At 36.5% G+C, this 21,636-nt stretch carries 20 protein-coding genes and 2 tRNA genes; 11 read left to right on the top strand and 11 right to left on the bottom strand.

What is annotated here, in order from left to right; translation table 11 throughout:
* Positions 1-641: T9SS type A sorting domain-containing protein (locus BLW20_RS08860; protein WP_143037765.1), on the top strand; the 641-nt coding region annotated here is incomplete at its 5' end.
* A gap of 157 nt (positions 642-798) precedes the next feature.
* On the opposite strand, the gene rpe is transcribed toward BLW20_RS08860, so the two are convergent.
* The 4 genes from rpe to gldB form a co-directional block, all read right to left on the bottom strand.
* On the bottom strand, positions 799-1,461 hold the full coding sequence (gene rpe / locus BLW20_RS08855; protein WP_091099251.1) for a ribulose-phosphate 3-epimerase: 663 nt from the start codon (positions 1,459-1,461) through the stop codon (positions 799-801).
* 80 nt (positions 1,462-1,541) lie between these two features.
* Positions 1,542-1,829 carry a hypothetical protein gene (locus BLW20_RS08850; RefSeq protein WP_091099248.1) on the bottom strand — a complete coding sequence of 96 codons (288 nt, stop codon included), beginning with the start codon at positions 1,827-1,829 and terminating at the stop codon, positions 1,542-1,544.
* A gap of 18 nt (positions 1,830-1,847) precedes the next feature.
* Positions 1,848-2,183, bottom strand: coding sequence for a gliding motility protein GldC (gene gldC / locus BLW20_RS08845; RefSeq protein WP_091099244.1), 336 nt, complete (start codon positions 2,181-2,183; stop codon positions 1,848-1,850).
* A complete protein-coding gene (gene gldB / locus BLW20_RS08840; RefSeq protein WP_091099240.1) occupies positions 2,183-3,142 on the bottom strand; it encodes a gliding motility lipoprotein GldB in 960 nt (319 codons plus the stop codon). Before gldB ends, gldC begins: the two co-directional genes overlap by 1 nt.
* 55 nt (positions 3,143-3,197) lie before the next feature.
* Between gldB and nadE the strand changes: the two genes are divergently transcribed.
* Together nadE and BLW20_RS08830 are read left to right on the top strand one after the other, a co-directional pair.
* On the top strand, positions 3,198-4,010 hold the full coding sequence (gene nadE, locus BLW20_RS08835) for an NAD(+) synthase (RefSeq protein ID WP_091099237.1): 813 nt from the start codon (positions 3,198-3,200) through the stop codon (positions 4,008-4,010).
* Positions 4,011-4,078: 68 nt separating this feature from the next.
* Entirely contained in the window at positions 4,079-5,119 is a 1,041-nt protein-coding gene (locus BLW20_RS08830; protein ID WP_091099233.1) for an NAD(P)-dependent alcohol dehydrogenase, read from the top strand.
* Positions 5,120-5,171: 52 nt separating this feature from the next.
* Here BLW20_RS08830 and BLW20_RS08825 read toward each other — a convergent pair whose 3' ends face one another.
* From BLW20_RS08825 to BLW20_RS08815, 3 genes are all read right to left on the bottom strand, one after another.
* Positions 5,172-5,444: a hypothetical protein gene (locus BLW20_RS08825; protein WP_091099229.1), complete on the bottom strand. Its 273-nt coding sequence runs from the start codon at positions 5,442-5,444 to the stop codon at positions 5,172-5,174.
* A gap of 117 nt (positions 5,445-5,561) precedes the next feature.
* Positions 5,562-6,110, bottom strand: a complete 549-nt coding sequence (locus BLW20_RS08820) for a M949_RS01915 family surface polysaccharide biosynthesis protein (RefSeq protein ID WP_397334311.1) — start codon at positions 6,108-6,110, stop codon at positions 5,562-5,564.
* Between the two features lie 22 nt (positions 6,111-6,132).
* Positions 6,133-7,212: an XAC2610-related protein gene (locus BLW20_RS08815; protein ID WP_091099222.1), complete on the bottom strand. Its 1,080-nt coding sequence runs from the start codon at positions 7,210-7,212 to the stop codon at positions 6,133-6,135.
* Positions 7,213-7,608: 396 nt separating this feature from the next.
* On the opposite strand from BLW20_RS08815, the gene BLW20_RS08805 reads away from it, so the two are divergent.
* On the top strand, positions 7,609-8,091 hold the full coding sequence (locus BLW20_RS08805; protein ID WP_218143515.1) for a hypothetical protein: 483 nt from the start codon (positions 7,609-7,611) through the stop codon (positions 8,089-8,091).
* A gap of 93 nt (positions 8,092-8,184) precedes the next feature.
* Here the strand turns inward: BLW20_RS08805 and mgtE are convergent, their stop codons facing one another.
* From mgtE to serS, 4 genes are all read right to left on the bottom strand, one after another.
* A complete protein-coding gene (gene mgtE / locus BLW20_RS08800; protein ID WP_091099215.1) occupies positions 8,185-9,537 on the bottom strand; it encodes a magnesium transporter in 1,353 nt (450 codons plus the stop codon).
* Positions 9,518-10,312: a 16S rRNA (adenine(1518)-N(6)/adenine(1519)-N(6))-dimethyltransferase RsmA gene (rsmA, locus tag BLW20_RS08795; RefSeq protein ID WP_091099211.1), complete on the bottom strand. Its 795-nt coding sequence runs from the start codon at positions 10,310-10,312 to the stop codon at positions 9,518-9,520. The genes mgtE and rsmA overlap by 20 nt, the downstream gene beginning before the upstream one ends.
* On the bottom strand, positions 10,305-10,619 hold the full coding sequence (locus BLW20_RS08790) for a DUF4286 family protein (protein ID WP_091099208.1): 315 nt from the start codon (positions 10,617-10,619) through the stop codon (positions 10,305-10,307). Before BLW20_RS08790 ends, rsmA begins: the two co-directional genes overlap by 8 nt.
* A 236-nt stretch (positions 10,620-10,855) precedes the next feature.
* A complete protein-coding gene (gene serS / locus BLW20_RS08785) occupies positions 10,856-12,127 on the bottom strand; it encodes a serine--tRNA ligase (RefSeq protein ID WP_091099204.1) in 1,272 nt (423 codons plus the stop codon).
* Positions 12,128-12,269: 142 nt separating this feature from the next.
* Here serS and BLW20_RS08780 point away from each other — a divergent pair, with 142 nt between their 5' ends.
* From BLW20_RS08780 to BLW20_RS08750, 7 genes are all read left to right on the top strand, one after another.
* Positions 12,270-15,938 carry a DEAD/DEAH box helicase gene (locus tag BLW20_RS08780; RefSeq protein WP_091099200.1) on the top strand — a complete coding sequence of 1,223 codons (3,669 nt, stop codon included), beginning with the start codon at positions 12,270-12,272 and terminating at the stop codon, positions 15,936-15,938.
* 12 nt (positions 15,939-15,950) lie between these two features.
* Complete coding sequence (locus tag BLW20_RS08775) at positions 15,951-17,870, top strand: M1 family metallopeptidase (protein ID WP_091099197.1); 1,920 nt, start codon at positions 15,951-15,953, stop codon at positions 17,868-17,870.
* 72 nt (positions 17,871-17,942) lie between these two features.
* Positions 17,943-19,286 carry an RIP metalloprotease RseP gene (gene rseP / locus BLW20_RS08770; RefSeq protein WP_091099194.1) on the top strand — a complete coding sequence of 448 codons (1,344 nt, stop codon included), beginning with the start codon at positions 17,943-17,945 and terminating at the stop codon, positions 19,284-19,286.
* Between the two features lie 83 nt (positions 19,287-19,369).
* Positions 19,370-19,443 (top strand) — tRNA-Asn (locus BLW20_RS08765).
* Between the two features lie 52 nt (positions 19,444-19,495).
* Positions 19,496-19,569 (top strand) — tRNA-Asn (locus tag BLW20_RS08760).
* A 237-nt stretch (positions 19,570-19,806) separates the two neighbouring features.
* Positions 19,807-20,262, top strand: a complete 456-nt coding sequence (locus BLW20_RS08755; RefSeq protein ID WP_091099191.1) for a MarR family winged helix-turn-helix transcriptional regulator — start codon at positions 19,807-19,809, stop codon at positions 20,260-20,262.
* A complete protein-coding gene (locus BLW20_RS08750) occupies positions 20,259-21,635 on the top strand; it encodes a TolC family protein (protein ID WP_091099188.1) in 1,377 nt (458 codons plus the stop codon). Before BLW20_RS08755 ends, BLW20_RS08750 begins: the two co-directional genes overlap by 4 nt.
* The last annotated feature ends 1 nt before the right edge of the window (position 21,636 follow it).

Genomic DNA, 21,636 nt, shown 5'->3' with positions numbered 1-21,636 from the left:
TTACTAAATTAAAAAAACTAGTTTTACCGAGTAACTGGTTGTTAACAATTGATTTCTCTGCAAACAAAGATTTAGAATATGTAAATCTTGGAAATCATTTAGAGTTTATGCAATATAATGACATGACGGAATTAGATTTAAGTAATAATAATAACCTAAAAAAGATAAATGTTTACAATTTAATTACATTAGAAAGGTTGAATATGCGTAATAATACTGCAGATAGTGTTACTATTTTATTGGGGCATAACAGCTTAAATAATGTGCCCTATAATGTCTGTATAGAGGTTGATGATTATGTAGCGGCTACCAACGGCACGGCACCTTATGATAAATGGGCAATATACAATGCCTATAAACATTTTTTTAGCGACAACTGCGTGTTAAGTGTTGAAAAATTCGTGAACGAAAATTTTAAAATATACCCCAACCCGGCTGCAAATTATGTTACAATTGAACAGAAAGAAACCAATGGCGTAACCCTGCAGGCGGTACAAATTTTAGACAGTTCGGGTAAATGGGTACGTTCTGTAAAAGATCATTTTAATCACATTGATGTTTCCGCTTTAAGTAAAGGTATGTATTTGTTCGTTATCCAAACCGATAAAGGCAACAAAACAGAAAAGATACTTATAAAATAAGCTGTCCAAAAAGCCTAAGTTTGTCAAGCTGAACTCGTTTCAGCTTCTCACAAGCTATTAAGAATCAAACGTATGAGATTACTTTGTCAGTTCGCAAGCTCGTGTCCGGAACAAGTTCGGAATGACAGTGTTAAACACTTTTCGGACACTCTTTTTTTTAAAAAGTAGTAATCTTTTTAAGATTTTGTATGGTTTCTATCGGATTGTGAGCATTAAAAACAAAACTGCCTGCAACCAAAACATCTGCACCTGCTTTTACTAAATCTGCAGCATTTTTATCGGTTACGCCCCCGTCTATTTCTATTAATGTGGAAGCATTGTTTTTAACAATGATTTCCTTAAGCTGTTTTACTTTTTTATAGGTATTTTCAATAAACGATTGTCCGCCAAAACCGGGATTCACACTCATTACGCAAACCAGATCAATGTTGTTGATGACATCTTCTAACAATGCTACATTGGTGTGCGGGTTAATTGCCACTCCGGCTTTCATTCCGGCAGCTTTAATAGCTTGTAACGAGCGGTGTAAATGCGTACAGGCTTCATAATGAACCGTCAGTACATCAGCGCCCAAAGCTTTAAAAGTATCGATGTATCTGTCAGGATCGACAATCATTAAATGTACATCGATTGTTTTTTTAGCGTGCTTGTTGATTGCTGCCAAAACGGGCATGCCGAAAGAGATGTTAGGTACAAAAACACCGTCCATAATATCAATGTGAAACCAGTCGGCGGCACTGTTGTTAATCATCTCTACATCGCGTTGTAAGTTTGCAAAATCGGCTGCTAAAACCGATGGAGCAATTATTGTTTCTTTCATTAGTTGTATTGTTTGTGCAAAGATACGAAGTTATTTTAGAGAGAAATTGAAGTTTTTTATGAAGACTTGTAAAAACTTAATTACTGATAAACCGTAAATATTAAAATCAAAAGGAATAAAAGAAGTCCTAAACTAACATAATGTAATTTAGGAGTTCTTTTCTTTAATCGTAAAATCAATGCAATTATTAAAAAAGGCAGCGTATATAAACTGATCATAAGCAGTAAGGAAGTCATTTCAAAAATAACTCTTGTAACGGTATGAGCGTACACGTTAATGTTGAACGCAACCAACCAATAAACCGTTGTAAATAAGCTTATCATAAAAACAATCTGAGAAAGCTTTATTTTTGAAGCTGAATGATTCATAAATTGCTTTTACAGATTTTACTTTTTATGCAATTCTAATTTTTCAGCAAAATAGGCACAAAAATCGCGCATGGTATCACTCATTTTTTTATCGTCGGTAGCACGTTCAAAAGTATCGGCCATTGCCACTAAAGTCTGGTGGAAAAATACCTTCATTTCGTCAACGGGCATTTCTTTTGTCCACAAGTCAATGCGTAATGTTTCCTGAACTTTGCTGTCCCAGATAGACAATAACATAGCCTTTGCCTGTTCGTTTTTAATACCGCCGTCATTTGCAGTCCATCGGATATCATCGGGAACTTTGTTTTCGTCAACGGTAACCTTTATTTTAATTTCTGAGGTGTTGTTAGCCATTATTTTTTAGGTTTATATTTAGATTGATCAAAAATGGTTTTGGCATCTTTTAATGCCAGTTCCTGCAAAGTTACGTTATTATTTTTCATATACGAACGAACGATTTGCCAACCTATATAAACCCCTACGCTTCCCGGCGATTCCTGATCCAGTTCCAGATAAAATTTAGAAAAAGGTGCACGCTGTATAAAACGGGCAACCAGCTTTATATCATTGTCATATAAATATTTGCTTTCAACAAAAAACTTCCACATTTGTGCTTCATTAGCTTCTGCCCATTTTATCTGATCTTCGGTATAGTTCATTAATAAGGCATCGCTTGTTTCGGGCAAAAGCATTTGTTTTAAGTATGTAATTTTACCCCAGAATATCATCTGGCTTAAAAAAGTTCGGTCTTGTGAAGGTGTGATTTTTTGTAAAGCGAAATTTTCAGCTAAATCAACAATAATTCGGTTTGGTTCAAAATCGCCTAAAGTATAAGCGTCAAAACCGGTATAAAATTTATGTTCTTTACCCAGATAAGTGTCTAATGAAATAATAGAAACAGAATCGGCGTAAATGGCACGGTTTGTAATATCTACTTCAGATAAAACGGTGATTACCTTGCCCGGGTTTTCGTTAGGATAATAGTATTTGATATGTTTAAACAACAAAGACAAATCGTCTTGTAATTGTGAAAGATCGCTGAATTTCTTCTCGGTTTCGCTGTAAAGTTCCTGGAAAAGCGTGTCGTTTTTTTTCTTGAACCAAACCGAATCGGGAATGTTTGAACTTAATAAATAAGGATATTTATTTTGTAAAGCATTAAAGTTTTCAGGAGTTACCTGCATAAATTCCTGATCAAAACGTTCCATTTTAACGTTTATATGCACACTTTCAATTTCTTCATTTAAAGAAGGATACTTTTTACAGGCAACAAAAAATATTGAACAAACAAATAAATAAAAAATGTTTTTCATCGTAAAAACGCAATAGATTTTATAATTTTAAATCACAAATATAACGAATCAAAAAATGGCAGGGGAATATAAAAAAATAAATTCTGAAAAAATAATAAATCACATTGTAAACTGGCTGAAAACGTATGCTGAAACAGCCCGCGTTAAAGGGTTTGTAGTGGGTGTTTCGGGCGGAATCGATTCTGCTTTGGTTTCTACGTTATGTGCCAAAACCGGGTTGCCTGCATTATGTGTTGAAATGCCGATTCATCAGGCATCAAACCAGGTATCAAGAGGGCAGGAGCACATCGCTTTTTTAAAAAACAACTATTCCAATGTAACCAATGTGGTTGCCGATTTAACGGCTACGTTTGATTTAATGCGTCAGCATTTGCCATCGACCGATAACGAGGCTTTGTTACATTTGACGTTAGCCAATACACGTGCCCGTTTGCGGATGACGACCTTGTATTACTTTGCGGGAATTAACGGTTTTTTGGTGGCAGGAACCGGGAATAAAGTGGAAGATTTTGGCGTGGGATTTTTTACCAAATACGGAGATGGCGGTGTAGATGTGAGTCCCATTGCAGATCTGATGAAATCAGAAGTCCGGACACTGGCGGCTTATTTGGGAATTACGCAAAATATCATTAATGCAAAACCAACTGACGGCTTGTTTGGCGACGACCGATCAGATGAAGATCAACTGGGAGCAAGTTATGATGAACTGGAAGCAGCTATGGAAGCAGATGCAGCAGGGAAAACCGAAGCCGATTTTTCTGGCCGTGAGTTAGAAGTTTTTAAAATTTACAAACGATTGAACACCACCAATCAGCACAAAATGAATCCGGTTCCGGTTTGTGAAATTTCTGATGACGTGCGGTTTTAACTTCCAAACAACAATTTCATCGATGTGATTACGTAAATTTATAAACCTTAATTATAATACTTAAACAAATGAGTACAAAAGCTTATGCAGCCTTTAATGCGGAAGATCCGTTAAAACCACATATCATTGAACGAAGAGCGTTAGATCCTAAAGACGTATTTATAAAAATAGAATACTGCGGTGTTTGCCACAGCGATTTACACACAGCAAAATCTGATTGGGGACCAACAAATTATCCGGCGGTACCCGGTCATGAAATCATAGGCCGGGTAGAAGCGGTGGGCTCCGAAGTGACAAAATTTAAAGCAGGCGAAATTGTTGGGGTGGGATGTATGGTAGAATCGTGCAAACACTGTCATTCATGCAACCAAGGTTTAGAACAGTATTGCGAAAACGGTTTTACGGGAACCTATAATTCCACGAAGTCTAAATACGGAGGTGTTACTTATGGTGGCTATTCTGAAAACATTGTAGTAGAAGAAGATTTTGTGTTGCACATTCCGGATAATCTGCCGTTAGAAAATGTAGCCCCTTTATTGTGTGCGGGTATTACCACGTGGTCGCCTTTGAGTCATTGGAACATTCGAAAAGGAGACAAAGTAGGCATTATTGGCTTGGGCGGATTAGGACACATGGGCGTAAAATTTGCCAAGGCAATGGGTGCACATGTGGTAATGATTACTACCTCAGAATCAAAAGGAGCAGATGCGATGAATTTGGGAGCCGACGAAGTTTTAATTTCAAAAGACCCTGAACAAATGAAAAAACACGCATACAGTTTTGATTTTCTGTTAAATACCATTCCGGTGGCACATGATGTGAACCCTTATTTGTTGTTATTGAAGTTAGACAAAACAATGTGTATGGTTGGCGCCATTGAGCCATTGCCGGGCGTTCATGGAGGTGTGTTGATTAACAAACGAAGAAACATTGCCGGATCGTTAATCGGCGGAATTAAAGAAACACAGGAAATGCTTGATTTTTGTGGAAAATACGGAATTGTTTCTGAAGTAGAGGTGATCCCAATGAAAGATATCAACGAAGCTTACATTCGTATGCAAAAATCTGATGTGAAATACCGTTTCGTAATTGATATGAAAACATTGTAAATCAGATATAAACCAAGACGGTTTAACCGTCTTGGTTTATTTATTAAAATATTTAATCTTGATGTTCTTCGTCGTCAAAATCTTCTTCTTCTTCAGAAATTTCATCAAACTGACTCATAATTTGATCAATTTCTTCGTCAGATAATTCTTCTTCTACTTCAATTTCTTCTAACAGCGATTCAAATTTCTTGATATGTTTTTTCATTCTTTTCGCAAGATCTTCGTATTCGCCTAACAGCTTCTTGTACGATTTAATAATTGACTTTTGTTTTTTAAGCTGTTTGTTCTGCTCTTTAAGTTTCTTTTTTAATTGGTCTTTTTTCATAATGAAACGATTTTGTTTCTATAAAATTACAGAAAATACTTGTACATTCGATTTTGTTAATGTTAACTTTTTAATTAACCCAGAAACAGATAAGCAATGCTTTTTATCATTGTAAATTTAATATTTGTATTCATAATTTTTAAATAAATACTCTAAAGCATAATCCTGAAACGGTTCTGGCAACGATTCAAAATCGGCTAAATCATAAGTTCCGCCATCTGTACTGCCGTTTGGAAAAACCAACTTTTGTTCGGCTTCTAAAAAATATTTTGCGTTTTTATGATTTACCATGACCACTTCAATCAAAGATGGACTGACATCACCTTTGCAGGATTTTTGTATAATAAACCAGATTTCAAAAAGTCCATTGTTGTCCAAATCGGAAAATTGTGGTGCTGCAAGAAATTTAGCTTCTATATCTACCGGGCAATCTTTAATGCCGTCTTGAAAAGACCAGGTTTTTTGCAATCCATTGACTTTTTTTAACCAATGTGTTGCCTGAATGGTTTGCGATGAAAAACCGTTTTCTTCATCGGTAACAACATCCGATTGTTCTAACAGTAAAAGATGAATGCCCTGCGAATCTTTCCAGGTCAAGGTATCAGAATCCAGGCTTGTAAACGGTGGCAGATTCTGACCATAGAAGGGAACAATGGCTAGCAACATCAAAAATAAAACGATATGTTTTCTAATAATTATCATGAAGCACATTGAGTAGTTTTACAGTTCTCAGTCTGGTTAAAGAACCATTGGTTGTTACATAATTACCCTTCATATCATAGGTTTTCCCTTTTGTTATTACTTTGATGCCGATGCTGTTGTCTGTTTCATAAAGTACGTATTCCGCATCTTTGTTTTTAAATTTCAGCGTCTTGTCATCAGAATCATACGTAAAATTTCCGTAAACATAACCATTTTCTGTTTCGTCATAAAAGGGTTTTGGGTGATAAAATTCTATACTTTCATCGGGTTTAAGTAAAGCGTAATACAGGTATTCATCCGATGTAAACAAGACCACTTTCTCATCATTTTTATCTAAATCAAAATACAATAAGGTGTTGTTTTCATAGGCATTATAAGGAAGCAATAAAGTATTCGATTCCAGTTTTTTGCCGTTTTTCCATTCTTCGGTATGCACTTCAACCAACCCCGGAGGTTCGGCAAATATGCCCTCTTCCACAATTTTCACGGCTTTCGGCTCGTTGTTGACCACCTTAAATTCCGAAAACTGATGCCAGCAACAGCCGCTTTTAGTCATGGTGTGTATGGTTTTTGTTTCCGGATCGATTTGAAACATTCCGCAATAATCGTTGGATAATGCAGAAAAAGATTCGTTGTATTCAAAGGAGTTGTTTTCTGCCAGGTAAATATCAAACGAAGGACCGCCGTAGCAACTGTTGTTTCCATTCATCAATGCAAAATCTTTCACACCGTCAAAATTATAATCCTCGTATAATAATACACTCTGTGAACCATAAGGCAATTCTTTGATGTTGGGGATGGCTTCGTTGTTTTCGTCTAAAAGATAGGTAGGAAAGTCCGTAGTATAGGTTTCCAAAACTGTTTTCCGGGTCGTTTTATCTAAAATGATAATGACGTAATCCGGTATATATTCATCGTAATGCCCGCTAATCAACGTATCTTTCTCATTTTGGTTAATCACAGCTTCGTACTTTTCTGAAAAATCACGAATTTTTACAGGAAATGGACTTTGGGCAACTGTATGTATGCCAAATAACAAAAAGAGTATGTAAAGCTTCTTTATCATTTTTTTAATGATCTAATGATAAAGATATAAAAATAAGGTGTTTAAATGAATATGTTGTGGTAAAATCATATCTTAGTATCATTAAAAATGAAGATATGGTATATGTTGTAGCTACTTTTAGCACAGTTTTTAATGTATTTAATTTTCTTTTAATTCATTTTGCCTTTAGTGGTTTCGCTAAAGAAGGAGCTCTTTTGGCGATTATCTTATTTATTTTTTTGGTACCTATTGGGTTTATATTCAGCGTAATAGGATTAATAAAAAAGAAAAACGCAACAACAAAATCTACACAAAGACTTATGTTGATTTGCGTAATTATTAACAGTTTATTGATTGTTCGAACCTTGGTGTTTTTAAACGATTCAAGTAATTTTCATATCATGTAGCTCTAAAATTTTGAGGAAAGTTTTTGTAAAAATAGCACTTATTTTTGTCTTTAGTCTAACAACATCACTCCATGCACAAGTATTCAGTTTGGGAGGAAAGTACGACAAAAAAGCCATGTTTCAGGCGGCATTGAATGTACCTGTACTTTTCGACAATGATAAACCGTACGATGTGGCATTTGGTTTGGATTATACCACACCAAACAAAAATATGCCGTCAGGTTTGCAACTTCAGGTAACAGGAATGTATTTTTTGGACGAAGGTTCATCTAAATCACATCTGATTTCAGCAGGAATCACTGGTGGGTATCTGCTTGACTTTAACAAGGAATTTAGCAACCAGTTCCGACTTTCGCCTCATGTATATGCAGAATTTGGTTTATTGACAGTGAAAGCAGGTTATGATTATTTGCTGCCGCTTCAGCAAGGAACTCCGTTTGTTTCTGTTGGTCTGGGTGGTGGATATTTGTTTCGCCACTTTAAAATAATGTAGAGGTGATTTTTTAAAGAATGAACTTCTTTACAAATGTATTTATGAGAAATAAATAATTGATTTCACATTTCTTGAAAAGGTCATGGTTGTAAATTAAAACCCTAAAATTATTTTTGCAATGGTAAAGTAAATCAAAATACCAAAAATATCGTTGCTTGTGGTAATAAACGGTCCGGTAGCTATGGCGGGATCAATGCCGTATTTGTGCAGCATAATAGGGATAAACGTTCCTATAAGGCTTGCCAAGATCATCACGGTAACTAATGCCAGCACAATGGTTGAAGAAATTTCGTACGTGGTACCCATGATAAAGTGTGTTGCCAGCAACAGTAAAATGGCTAAAATAGCACTGTTTAAAAGTGCCAGAAGCATTTCTTTACCCAAGCGTTTCCATAAAGATCCCGATAAACTGTTATTTGCCAGACCTTGTACCACAATTGCAGACGATTGTACACCCACGTTTCCTGCCATCGCTGCAACCAAAGGAGTAAAGAAAAACAAGGTGGCATATTTGGTCATGGCATCGCTAAAACTTTGGGCAACGTTTACCGCAATAAAACTACCAATTAATGCCAACAGTAACCACGGCAAACGTGCGCGCGTTAATTCCCAGATGCTGTCATCGGCTTCAACATCTTGCGAGATACCTGCTGCCATTTGGTAATCGCGGTCGGCTTCTTCCTTAATCACGTCAACAACGTCGTCAATGGTAATTCTTCCCACCAAACGTCCGGTTTCATCAACCACAGGAATCGCCTCTAAATCGTATTTCTGCATGATTCGGGCAACTTCAATGTCTTCGGTATCTACTTTCACATAATCGACCTTTGGAATGTATATGTCTTTGATTTTAGTGGTGGTCGATGAGGTAATTAAATCTTTCAAAGACAAACGGCCTTTGAGGCGGTCTTCATCGTCAACAACATAAATAGAGTGTACGCGGGAAACGTTTTCGGCTTGCTTGCGGATTTCCTGAATACAGGTCAGTACGTTCCAGTTTTCGTTTGCCTGAATGTATTCTTTCGCCATTAAACCACCGGCGGTATCTTCGTCGTAACGAAGCAATTCTACAATGTCTTTGGCGTGCTCAAAATCTTCTAACTCCGAGATAACCTCGTCTTTCATTTCTTCGGAAAGTTCCGAAATAATGTCGGCGGCATCATCGGTGTCCATTTCGTCTAACTCTTCTGCAATTTCTTTGGCAGAAAGATTGTTCAGAATTTTCTCACGGACTTCTTCGTCCAATTCCAATAGAATTTCCGAAGTAACTTCCGATTCAAGGATTTTAAACAGGTAGCCTGCATCTTCTCCTTTTAATTCGTTCATTAATTCGGCAATATCAGCAAAGTGGATATCTTCAAGGCTTCGAAGTATTTCGCGCTCGTTTTTTTCGGCAATATAGCCTTCGATTTCCTGGATAAATTCTTTACTGATTTTGAATTCCATAAGCTTCTATTTTTTGCGTTAATGAAATAAATTCTTCTACATTTAATTGTTCGGGACGAAGGTTGAACACTTCGTCTTCTTTAATCTGGTCTGATAAAAAACTTTTTAAGCTGTTCCTCAGTGTTTTTCTGCGTTGGTTAAAAGCTGATTTTACCACGGTAAAAAACAATTTTTCATTGCACGGGAGCGAATAATTTTCTTTGCGGATCATTCGCATAACTCCTGATTTTACTTTAGGCGGCGGTGTAAATACGTGTTCTGAAACGGTAAACAGGTATTCGGTATCGTAAAATGCCTGTGCCAATACAGATAAAATTCCGTAGGTTTTGCTGCCTTTCTTTTCACAGATCCGTTCGGCGACTTCTTTTTGAAACATGCCTGCAAATTCGGGAATTTGATTGCGCATTTCTAATACCCTAAATACAATCTGCGTGGAAATATTGTACGGAAAATTGCCAATAATGGCAAAAGGTTCGTTAAAAAAAACTTTTTGTAAATTGTATTTTAAAAAATCCTCTCCAATAATGTGGTTGTGCAATTTTTGATAGTGTTTTTCCAGATAGGCTACCGATTCGTTGTCTATTTCCACCACAAAGGTTTCAATGGGTTTTTCCAGCAGGTACTTGGTCAGCACTCCCATTCCGGGGCCAATTTCCAATACTTTGTTGTATCCGTTAAGCGTTAAGGTGTCAGCAATGTTTTTCGCAACGCTTTCATCGTTTAAAAAATGCTGACCCAGGTGCTTTTTCGCCCGGACTTTATCCTGATTATTCATGCTCGCTGATGATTTCTAAATCGGTACGGAACGTTAGCATTTTATCGGCAAAGCGTTCCATGCCTTCATTTCGCAATAAAGGTGCGTTGTTTTCTTTGTAATCTGCCAAAGCTTCTTTGCTTGGTGCAAAATATTGGGCAGAATAAGTAATGCCGCCCATATCTTCATCAACCAAAACTTTTACCAGGCGTGCCGATGTAAAGCAACCGGTGTTCAACACGTCTTTAATGTGTTTGGTTTGCATCCATTGAAGCCATTCATCGTGAACCGATTCGTCTATATTTATGGTAACGTTGTAAATAATCATAATTTTTGTTTTTTAGTTTTGTTGATTTAGCCGAACCTCTGTCATCTCAATCGAAGGTGTATTGTCAGGTCGAGTATTTACGCTTCTCCTTTTAATCTTAAATGCTCAAAGTGACGTAATTTACCAAAAGATACCTCGGCAGGTTCGGGATGACAACGGACAAAGTTTAATTTTTACAAACCTACAAGGAACTGAAAACCTTGCAGGTTGTTTTTTTTAACTTTATAACTTTCTCACTAATTTATCATATCAAATCCGCAGTAAGGACGTAATACTTCAGGAATCACGATGCCTTCCGGGGTTTGGTAGTTTTCTAAAATTCCTGCCAATACGCGCGGCAATGCCAAAGACGAACCGTTTAAGGTGTGTGCCAGTTGTGTTTTGCCGTCTTTACCTTTAAAACGCAATTTTAAGCGGTTTGCCTGATAGGTTTCAAAGCAAGATACTGATGAAATCTCCAGCCAGCGGTCTTGTGCGGTTGAAAATACCTCAAAATCATACGTTAATGCCGAGGTGAATCCCATATCGCCGCCACACAAACGCAAAATGCGGTACGGTAATTTTAATTCGTTTAAAATGCCTTTTACGTGTTCAACCATTCCGTCTAATGCTTCATACGATTTTTCGGGATGTTCAATGCGGACAATTTCCACCTTATCAAACTGGTGCAAACGGTTCAGTCCGCGAACGTGTGCTCCGTAAGAACCTGCTTCTCTGCGGAAACAAGGAGTGTAAGCGGTGTTGCAGATCGGCAGTTCGCTTTCCTGCAAAATTACATCGCGGTACAGGTTGGTTACCGGAACTTCGGCTGTTGGGATCAAATACAGATCGTCAGCGGTTGCGTGATACATTTGTCCTTCTTTATCGGGCAGCTGACCAGTACCGTAACCCGATGCTTCGTTTATTAAATGAGGTACCTGTATTTCGTTGTAACCGACTTCGGTATTCTTATCTAAAAAATAACTGATCAAAGCACGTTGTAACTTGGCACCTTTACCCTTGTAAACCGGGAAACCGGCACCGGTAATTTTGGCACCCAGTTCAAAATCAATGATGTCGTATTTTTTTGCTAATTCCCAATGTGGTAAGGCTCCGTCAAACAAAGCAGGAATTTCACCGTGCTCAAAAACAGTCAGGTTGTCGTCTGCCGTTTTTCCTTCCGGAACAATATCTGCGGGCGTGTTGGGAATTTGATATAATTGTTGCGTCAACTCGTCGGTCAACGTGTTTAAAATTTCTTTTAATTCGGCTGTGCGGTCTTTAGATTGTGCGGTTTTTTCTTTTAAGATTTCGGCTTTCGCCTTTTCGCCGTTACGCATTAATTCACCAATTTCTTTGGATAGCTTGTTCGATTCGGCTAAAATAGTGTCTAATTCTACCTGTGTTGCTCTTCGTTGTTCATCAAGGTCGATTACTTTCTGAATCATTTCAGCAGCATCAAGATTTCTTTTTGCCAGGGCATTTACCACCTGTTCTTGATTTTCTCTGATATAGGCTATCTGTAACATAAATAAAATAATTGATAAAAGGCAAATTTATAAAAAATGTACGGGTTGTGGTCTCATTTGCTTAAAATTATCTTTTTAATTGGGATATGTTTCGTAGGTAATACAAATTGTTATCTTTGTTTTGATTAGAATAAAAAAAAAAATGTACAAGAAAAATTTTGCAAAATATATTAAAACCCACAGTACCCCATTTTCTATAAACAATGCTTTTTATGTGTATCCTCATTTTTTGGAACAACGTGGTACACTTTTCCTTTATGAATATTTAGGAGGATCCAAACGCCCTTACATTATAGAAATTGAATTGGATGAAAAAAACGATATTTGCCGAACAGAATGCTCTTGTCCTTATGATTACAAAGGTATTTGTAAACACATTGTAGCAAGTGTCGAAGATTTAGCTGAACGTTTAGATAAAGGGGCGTTAACCACACAGACCGCCTTTTTTGGTGTTATGAAACAGGTCAAAAAGCATGAAACTGGCGATGTTATACTTATAGACGGCGAATTTGATTTGGAAGACCTTAGAAAAAGAGTTCGGAAAAATTCTATTACTTACGGATTCGTTAATTATATCGATATAAACTTTGTTCACATAAAAAGTAAAATTGCCACCTGGAATACCAATCAATATCAACAGGAAATAGTATTTGTTAAAGGTCAAAATAAGTTAGAAACGTACTGTAGCTGTTCTAACGAGTTACCGTTTTGTGAACATCGATTGTTTGTTTTTAAAGATCTTGCCAATAAATTCGGGAATGATTTCTTTAAAGAAGGTTTTTTAAATCAAAAAATTGAAAAAGAATTAGCTTTGTACGGATTGACGCCCAATGATGATTATCAAGATTTTTTCGATGTAAAACTTTCTCCTAAAGGTATTCTGCTGGAACCTAAACCATTTGTTAAGATTAATACGTACACTAATGCGTTTGTTAATTATGCTAAAGAAATAGAAACATCGGCACGGTTGAACTTGTTGGTAAAAAATACACAGGAAGAACCCGCTGGTTTAGGTTTATGTGTCGATTATGCCTCGCATTATTCAAAAAAAAGCTTTTTAAGTTTTTATGGCATTAAAGGAAAATTAAATAAAGAAGAAACCGATTTTAGTGCTAAAATTAAAAGAATATTTTCGGAAGATTTAAATAGAATCATCGATGAATTTCCAGACACCGATGACTTTCAGTTTGCTATGAATGCCATAAGAATTGAAAGATTGTTGGGCGAAGGCAACATTAAATCAAGGCGACAAGCCATACAGATTTTTGGTGCGTTTTTTTCCGATGACAAAGATCCTTTGTTTTTCTTGCACAACTCAAAAGATTCGTATGCCCGAAAAAATCTAACCCGGTTAGAAATTTGTACCGACCCCGTTAAACTTCACTTTCAGGCAGCTAGTGCACACAAAAAATACAGGATAAGAGTTAAAGTAGAACTTTCGGGAACAAAATATAAAATAGATAGCGTTAAGCTTATTGTAACACCTTTGTTTATTGTTTTAGACACCAAAGTTTATTTTATAAAAACGCCTAAACTTTCTTTTGATTTAATGCACTTTGTAGAACGCCCGGAGATGTATTTCTACAAAAAAAATGACGAACATTTTTATAAAAAAATTATTTTGCCTTTAAGCAAAGATTATGAGGTAGAATTTAGCGAATTTAAAAAATCGAAAATAAAGATTGATGAAAATACCTTAGAAAAGCATTTGTATATTAGTGATTTAAATGAAGGATATGTGGTGTTTAAACCTTTTGTAAAGTATAACGAAGAGCTGATTCCTTTATATTCTAACGAACCTATTACTGTAACGGCAGGCGATAAACTAAAAACAATTAGTCGCAACGAGGCGTTTGAAGATAATTTTTTAGAAGAACTTAGAAAATTGCACCCCGATTTTCAACAACAAGATGCTATTTTTTATCTGCAACCTGAGCAGTTGTTAGAAAATTACTGGCTGATGACGGCAGTTGAGAAGATGAAAAATACCGATATAAAAGTGTTTGGAGCCAATGATTTAAAAGCGTTTAAATTTAACGTAAACAAACCTGCTATTTCTGTTCATGTGTCATCGGATATCGATTGGTTTGATGTACACATCGATGTGAAATTTGGCGATCAAACTGTAAACTTAAAAGAGTTGCAGAAGTCGTTTATAAAACAAAGTAATTATGTGTTGTTGGCCGATGGAACCACAGGAATTCTTCCTAAAGATTGGATGCAGAAATTTGCGGTTTACTTTCAATCGGGCGAAGTAAAGAAAAACAGTATTCAGTTGTCTAATTATCAGTTTGGTATTCTTGACGAATTGTACAACGAATTACACGAAAAACCAGCTTTTTTTGAAGAACTTTATCAAAAAAAGCAACGCCTTTTAAATCTAAAAGACATTCCAAATGTTAAAGTCCCAGAAGAAATCAATGCCACGTTACGGCATTACCAGCAAGATGGCTTAAATTGGTTGGCGTTTTTAGATGAAAATAAAATAGGAGGTTGCCTTGCCGACGATATGGGACTGGGAAAAACACTGCAAATAATTACTTTTTTACAGTATCTGAAAAACAAAAATCCAGACACAGCTCCTACGTTGATTATAGCACCAACATCGCTTATTTTTAACTGGCAGGCCGAAATTAAAAAGTTTTGTCCGTCATTGAAAGTCTTAGCTTTTGTGGGAATCGATAGAAAGGAACACCAAAAGCATTTCGAGAAGTATGATATTATTTTATCTACCTACGGGTCTTTGTTAAACGATGTAGCGTTTTTGAAGGATTACACGTTTAATTATATTATTTTAGATGAAAGCCAGGCAATTAAAAACCCGGCATCTAAACGATATAAAACAGTTAGGTTGCTAAATGCCAAAAACCGGTTGGTTCTTACAGGAACACCTATTGAAAACAACACGTTTGATTTATATGCACAACTAAATTTTGTTAATCCGGGCTTGTTAGGCACAATGACACATTTCCGTAAAAATTTCTCGGATTATATTGATAAGCAAAATGATGAGGAAGTATCTAAAACACTTGCTAAAATTATTAATCCATTTGTGTTAAGACGAACAAAAGAACAAGTAGCCACAGAGTTGCCCGAGAAAATAGAAAGCGTTGTTTATTGCGAAATGAATCCTTCACAACGCAAAGTATATGACGCTTTCAAAAACCGATTCAGAGAATATATCTTAAATCAAATTGAAGAAAACGGTGTGGCAAATTCGCAAATGTATATTTTAGAAGGCTTAACCAAACTCCGTCAAATATGTAATTCAACAGCCTTAATCAATGAGGAAGAAAGTTACGGAAACTATTCGGTTAAATTAGATACGCTTACCGAAACCATTAAAGAAAAAACAGGTAATCACAAAATTTTAGTATTTTCACAGTTTGTGGGCATGCTTCAATTGATAAAAGACCGGTTAGAATCGGAACAAATTGTCTATGAATATTTAGACGGAAGCACCCGAAACCGACAAGAAAAAGTAGATAATTTTCAAAATAATACCGATGTACGCGTATTCCTTATCAGCTTAAAAGCCGGCGGTACCGGGCTAAACCTTACAGAAGCCGATTATGTTTTTATTGTGGATCCGTGGTGGAATCCTGCTGTGGAAAATCAAGCAATAGACAGAAGTTACCGCATTGGTCAACATAAGAAAGTAATGGCTTACCGGATGATTTGTAAAGACACCATCGAAGAAAAAATTGTTACGTTACAAAGCAAAAAGAAATCGGTAGCAAACACAATTATCTCAATCGATGAACAACAAAAATCATTTGATGTTGCCGATATAAAACACCTGTTTTCATGAAACCTTAAAACAATGAAAAATATATTTTTAGTTTTTGTTTATTGTTTGTTTACCAATAATCTGTTTGGGCAGGTTACTGTAGATGTACCTAATGAATACAGGATTTATGAACAACGGGCAGCCGAAAAAAGGTTCGCATTTATTCCCAACCCCAATACGTTGAATTACGATGTAACGTACCAAAAATTAGCACTTGATATAAATCCGGAGCAGTATTACATCGCCGGAACGGTTACTACGCAGTTTGTACCTAACGAAGATTTACAGCGTATCGTTTTTGATTTCAGCCACCAGTTGCAGGTAACGGAAGTGCTGCAGGCAAATCAGCCATTGACTTTTTCACAGGCAGATAACGAACTAACCATTCAATTGGTTGGTACCGTTGAAGAAGGAACGTTGGGCGAAGTTGTAATCACTTATCAGGGAGCACCACCTACGGCAAACGAAGCTTTTACACAGGGTTATCACAACGGCACACCGATAATGTGGACGCTTTCTGAACCTTTTGGGGCACGCGACTGGTTTCCCTGCAAGCAATCGCTTAACGATAAAATTGATTCGATTGATGTTTATCTGACAACACCCGGTGATATGGTAGCGGTTGCAAACGGTATGGAACAATCGCAGACCGTTCATCAAAACGGAACAAAAACCACGCATTTTAAACACGCTTATCCCATTCCGGCTTATTTAGTTGCCATTGCGGTGACCAATTATGAAATTTACGAACAATTGGCGGGCACGGCACCTTACACGTTTCCCATTGTGAATTACCTGTATCCCGAATCATACCAAACAGCCGTAAACCAGTTGCAGGTAACTTTGCCGGTTATGGATGTTTTTGAAGAGTTGTTCGGTACCTACCCTTTTCATACCGAAAAATACGGTCACGCGCAGTTTGGCTGGGGTGGGGGAATGGAGCACACCACGGTTTCGTTCATGGGCGGTTTTTCTAGGCATTTAATTGCCCACGAATTGGCACATCACTGGTTTGGTGACAAAGTAACGTGCGGCAGCTGGAAAGATATTTGGCTTAACGAGGGCTTTGCCGAATACATGGCAGGATTGGTTGTGGAACATTTAGATGGTCAAGAAGCTTTTGTGAACTGGAAAAGTAGTAAAATTGGAAGTATTACTTCTCAGACCAATGGAAATTTATATTTAACCGAAGAGCAGGCTTCTGATTCTGACCGAATTTTTAATAGCCGGTTAACCTATGACAAAGGTTCAATGGTTGTGAATATGTTGCGATATATTTTGGGCGATGAAGTGTTTTATCAGTCGATGCAGAGTTTTTTAAATGATCCCGAATTTGCCTATAGTTATGCAGTAACCACACAACTAAAAACACATTTAGAAACGGCTTCAGGATTGGATTTAACCGAATTTTTCAACGATTGGGTGTATGGCGAAGGTCATCCGTCTTATCAGTTAAAGGCAGAAACATTGTCAGAAACCCAAACAAAAATAGTTTTATCGCAAACCACATCGCACGAAAGTGTTCCGTTTTTTGAAATGCCGGTAACCTTGAAACTGACAGGGACATCGGGTCAGTCTGAAATCGTGGTATTGCAGCATACGCAAAACAACCAGGAATTTGTAGTAGATACCAATATTGGCGTGGTGTTAGAAATTCAGATAGATCCGTTTCAAGACATTATATCTAAGAATAATACGGTACGTGTTAAAAGTTCTATGAAAGCGTATGGTAACGAAATTAAAATCATTCCAAACCCTTTTCAATCGTCGTTTCAAGTAGTTATTCCGGAAAATGTACAGGTTGAAGCCCTAAATTTATACGATACCAAAGGTAAATTAATCCGTAAAAACATCAATAATCCTTATAATGCAGAACAATTGGCAAGCGGAATGTATGTTTTAGCTATCGAAACACCTTCTAAAACCTATCATAAAAAAATTATAAAAAATTAAAATGGATTTAAATTGTGGCAATAGTAAGCTTAAAATCTTACATTTGTGCATCAAATCAGAAAGTAATAATTAATGGACATATTAGTTAAGTTATCGCAGTTTTTATTGAGTTTATCACTGTTAATTGTATTGCACGAGCTGGGGCATTTTATTCCGGCTAAAATATTTAAAACACGCGTAGAAAAATTTTACTTGTTCTTTGATGTAAAGTTCTCTTTATTTAAAAAGAAAATCGGAGAAACAGTTTACGGAATCGGTTGGCTGCCTTTGGGCGGATACGTGAAAATTGCCGGAATGATCGATGAAAGTATGGATACCGAGCAACTAAAACAGGAACCCCAACCGTGGGAATTCCGCTCAAAACCGGCATGGCAGCGTTTAATCATCATGTTGGGCGGTGTTACGGTAAACTTTGTTTTGGCATTTGTGATTTATATTGGAATGACGTGGTATTACGGCGACAAATATATTGCGAACGATAGTTTAAAGGATGGAGTTTGGGTAACATCTGATGTATTGGAAGGATTGGGAATGCAATCGGGCGATAAAATTATTTCTATTGATGGAGCACATTTAGAGCGTTTTGATGAAGCTGCTTTAAAAATTGTAATGGGTAAGGAAATAAAGGTAGACCGAAATGGAGAAGAAAAGATCATTAAATTACCGGTCGATTTCATAAATAGTGCTTCAAACAGAAAAAAAACAAAATTATTGATGCCAAGAATGCCTTTCGTGGTGGGAGGTTTTTCTGATGATTCACCAAATCAGGAGGTGTTGAAACCTAAAGATTTTATCCATTCTGTGAACGGTGTAGAGATCAAATATTTTGATCAGATGGAAGATGCATTAAAACCATTCGCTAATGAAAAGGTGGTTGCCGGTGTTACACGGAATGACAAGCAGGTAGAAGTAACATTACAGGTAAATGCAGAAGGTAAAATTGGTGTGGCTCCTGCTTTGATTACACATAATGATGCTGAAAAATTAGGATTGTATAAATTAAGTACTGACAGATACAGCTTTTTAGAGTCTATTCCTGTTGGAATTAATATGGGGATAAATAAATTAAAAGAGTATGGTCAACAATTAAAGTTGATTGGAAATCCTGAAACCAAAGCTTATAAAGAGGTAGGTGGTTTTATGGCAATTTTTAATATTTTTCCTGATTTTTGGAGCTGGGAAGCATTCTGGCAAATTACAGCATTGTTATCAATTATGCTTGGCGTAATGAACTTATTGCCCATTCCTGCCTTAGACGGCGGACATGTAATGTTTTTATTGTACGAAATGATATCAGGACGCAAACCAAGCGATAAATTCCTGGAATATGCCCAAACAGTTGGTTTTGTTTTACTTATAGCCTTGTTGTTGTTTGCTAACGGAAACGACATTTTTAAAGCCATTACAGGGAAATAAAAAAACTGACAATTTTTTAAAAAAAGTATTTGTAGAAACGAAAAATCGTTCTATATTTGCATCGCAATAAAGGTAACACACCTTCCTCCTTAGCTCAGTTGGTTAGAGCATCTGACTGTTAATCAGAGGGTCCTTGGTTCGAGCCCAAGAGGGGGAGCAACATGCGAAAGCAAATACTTTTTATTGCAGGAAGTTTTAAATTTTAAGTTTCCTCCTTAGCTCAGTTGGTTAGAGCATCTGACTGTTAATCAGAGGGTCCTTGGTTCGAGCCCAAGAGGGGGAGCAAAAATACAGAAAGCCTTACAGAGATGTGAGGCTTTTTTGTTGTTTAAAATTGGGATAGCTCCGCCCTATTTGTAAAAAATCTTCTTTTTCTGTCTTTTTAAAACATACTTGTTCTGTTAAATATTAAAATTTTATTATTAAATCGTAAAAAATAATTTTATGTAAAAAATAATTAAAATGGTTGTTTTTGTAACTATTGTTTTTGTAACTTTGCACTTGTTTAAGTAAGTGTCACATGAAAACAACAGATATATTAACAAGTGAAAATAAATACAATTTGTTGGCTGGGCGCGTTCCTTTGCTCATCAACCGGTTTTTATCACAAAAGTTTAAAGTAAACGGTATTGATCTAACCCGTGAACAATGGTCTGTTTTAGCTGTTTTATGGAAAAAAGACGGATGTTCACAACAAAATCTTGTCAATGCAACAAGCCGGGATAAGCCGGGTATTACCCGGTTATTGGATAATTTGGTTAAAGAAGGCTATGTGAAAAGGGAACATCATAAAACCGATCGGCGTACCAACCTGATCTATCTTACTGAAAAAGGAAAAGATATCGAACAAAGTGTGATGAAAGTGGTAAACGAAACCATTGACCAATCTACTGAAGGTCTGAGTCAGGAACAAACTCTGGTTCTGCGCAATGCTTTTCAATTGATTTACGATAACATAAAAAAATATGAAAAATGAAAAAGTTAGGTTTCACAGTTGTTAGTCTGATATGTGGAGCGGCTTTTGGTCAAATTCAGGTTAGTCCTGATATAGAACAGGCACTAAATGCGGCTTTAAAAAAAGACGTTACCTTGGTAAACCAAACCATCGAAAGGCAAAAGCTGGAACTGGAACGTAAAAGTGTTTTAACTAAATACATTCCCAAAGTAGAAGCCACGGCATTATACGGTTACCTAAACACCGAAGGTTCATTAGATTTACCCACACTTACATTGCCGGTTACCGGTTATCCTTTATTTAATGGTGCGTCTGATTTTTCAACTGACGGACAGGCTTTTCATGGCAACGTTATGGCGAAAGCAGTTCTTTTTAGCGGTGGTCAGATTTATAATGGTGCCAAGGCACTTGCGTATAAAAATGAAGGGACAGGCTATATGATGGATTTGCAAAATGATGCTGTAATAAAGGATATTTTATATAGTTTTGATCAGTTGCAGATGCTGAAAATCGCTGAACAGCTGATTAATGATAGTGAAAAGCGATTGGATAAGGAAAACGAACGTGTAGAAAAAGCCATTTCGTTGGGTTTGGCTATTCCGTATGATCGCGATAAAATAAAACTGGCACGTTTGGAATTGGAATCCAAAAAAACCGATGTACAGCACAAACAAAATCTGTTGGTTTTAAAAATTAATCAGTCAACAGGAATGGATGACGATGACATTCTGCAAGTCAATCATTCGGTGGAACCTATTGTTATTTTTGAAGAACTGTCTAGCGAAAACAAAAACGAAATCAAAGCGTTGCAGTCTTTTCAAAAAGCATCGGAATATGCATTAAAAAAAGAAAAAGGTAGTTTATTGCCAACTCTGGGAGCTTTTGGCGGCTATAGTTATACATCAATTTTTAACGCTGAAACTAAAATTCCTATCAACACAATTAATCAAACAACACATTTAAAAGTAAACAATTTAACATTAAATCCAACGTGGATGGTGGGTGTGGCTTTAAAATGGGAGCTCTTTAGCGGGTTTGAACGCAAGCATAAAATTGAAGAGGCTGAATTAAACACGTTACAAATCGAAAATAAATTAAACGACGCCAAAGAAAAGCTCGGTCTTCAATTAAAGAAAAACAAAATCGAATATGAGAACATGCTGTTACAGATCAGTATTGCCAAACAACGCGAAATTGTTGCAAAGAACAATAATGAAATAGCAGCAAAACAATACAAAGCAGGATTAATCAGTATTACAGAGCGTTTAACCGCTGAAAACGATATTTATAAAGAGTCTTTAAATAAAATAGAAACCATTATTAAACAACGTCAGGCAGCCATAGAAACGTACCAGTCGGCGGGCAGTCTAATGTCGTTTATTACAATACACTGAC

It is taken from the genome of Paenimyroides marinum, assembly GCF_900108395.1.
GTDB lineage: Bacteria > Bacteroidota > Bacteroidia > Flavobacteriales > Flavobacteriaceae > Flavobacterium > Flavobacterium marinum.
This window is presented reverse-complemented; position numbering and strand designations above follow the sequence as displayed.

Bases quoted from the DNA above. Each gene is read 5' to 3' on its own strand.
- rseP (WP_091099194.1), top strand. From the start codon at position 17,943: ATGGACATATTAGTTAAGTTATCGCAGTTTTTATTGAGTTTATCACTG.
- BLW20_RS08755 (WP_091099191.1), top strand. From the start codon at position 19,807: ATGAAAACAACAGATATATTAACAAGTGAAAATAAATACAATTTGTTG.
- nadE (WP_091099237.1), top strand. From the start codon at position 3,198: ATGGCAGGGGAATATAAAAAAATAAATTCTGAAAAAATAATAAATCAC.
- BLW20_RS08850 (WP_091099248.1), bottom strand. From the start codon at position 1,829: ATGAATCATTCAGCTTCAAAAATAAAGCTTTCTCAGATTGTTTTTATG.
- gldC (WP_091099244.1), bottom strand. From the start codon at position 2,183: ATGGCTAACAACACCTCAGAAATTAAAATAAAGGTTACCGTTGACGAA.
- BLW20_RS08790 (WP_091099208.1), bottom strand. From the start codon at position 10,619: ATGATTATTTACAACGTTACCATAAATATAGACGAATCGGTTCACGAT.
- BLW20_RS08830 (WP_091099233.1), top strand. From the start codon at position 4,079: ATGAGTACAAAAGCTTATGCAGCCTTTAATGCGGAAGATCCGTTAAAA.
- BLW20_RS08775 (WP_091099197.1), top strand. From the start codon at position 15,951: ATGAAAAATATATTTTTAGTTTTTGTTTATTGTTTGTTTACCAATAAT.
- BLW20_RS08825 (WP_091099229.1), bottom strand. From the start codon at position 5,444: ATGAAAAAAGACCAATTAAAAAAGAAACTTAAAGAGCAGAACAAACAG.
- gldB (WP_091099240.1), bottom strand. From the start codon at position 3,142: ATGAAAAACATTTTTTATTTATTTGTTTGTTCAATATTTTTTGTTGCC.
- mgtE (WP_091099215.1), bottom strand. From the start codon at position 9,537: ATGGAATTCAAAATCAGTAAAGAATTTATCCAGGAAATCGAAGGCTAT.
- BLW20_RS08750 (WP_091099188.1), top strand. From the start codon at position 20,259: ATGAAAAAGTTAGGTTTCACAGTTGTTAGTCTGATATGTGGAGCGGCT.
- rpe (WP_091099251.1), bottom strand. From the start codon at position 1,461: ATGAAAGAAACAATAATTGCTCCATCGGTTTTAGCAGCCGATTTTGCA.
- BLW20_RS08780 (WP_091099200.1), top strand. From the start codon at position 12,270: ATGTACAAGAAAAATTTTGCAAAATATATTAAAACCCACAGTACCCCA.
- serS (WP_091099204.1), bottom strand. From the start codon at position 12,127: ATGTTACAGATAGCCTATATCAGAGAAAATCAAGAACAGGTGGTAAAT.
- BLW20_RS08815 (WP_091099222.1), bottom strand. From the start codon at position 7,212: ATGATAAAGAAGCTTTACATACTCTTTTTGTTATTTGGCATACATACA.
- BLW20_RS08820 (WP_397334311.1), bottom strand. From the start codon at position 6,110: ATGTTGCTAGCCATTGTTCCCTTCTATGGTCAGAATCTGCCACCGTTT.
- rsmA (WP_091099211.1), bottom strand. From the start codon at position 10,312: ATGAATAATCAGGATAAAGTCCGGGCGAAAAAGCACCTGGGTCAGCAT.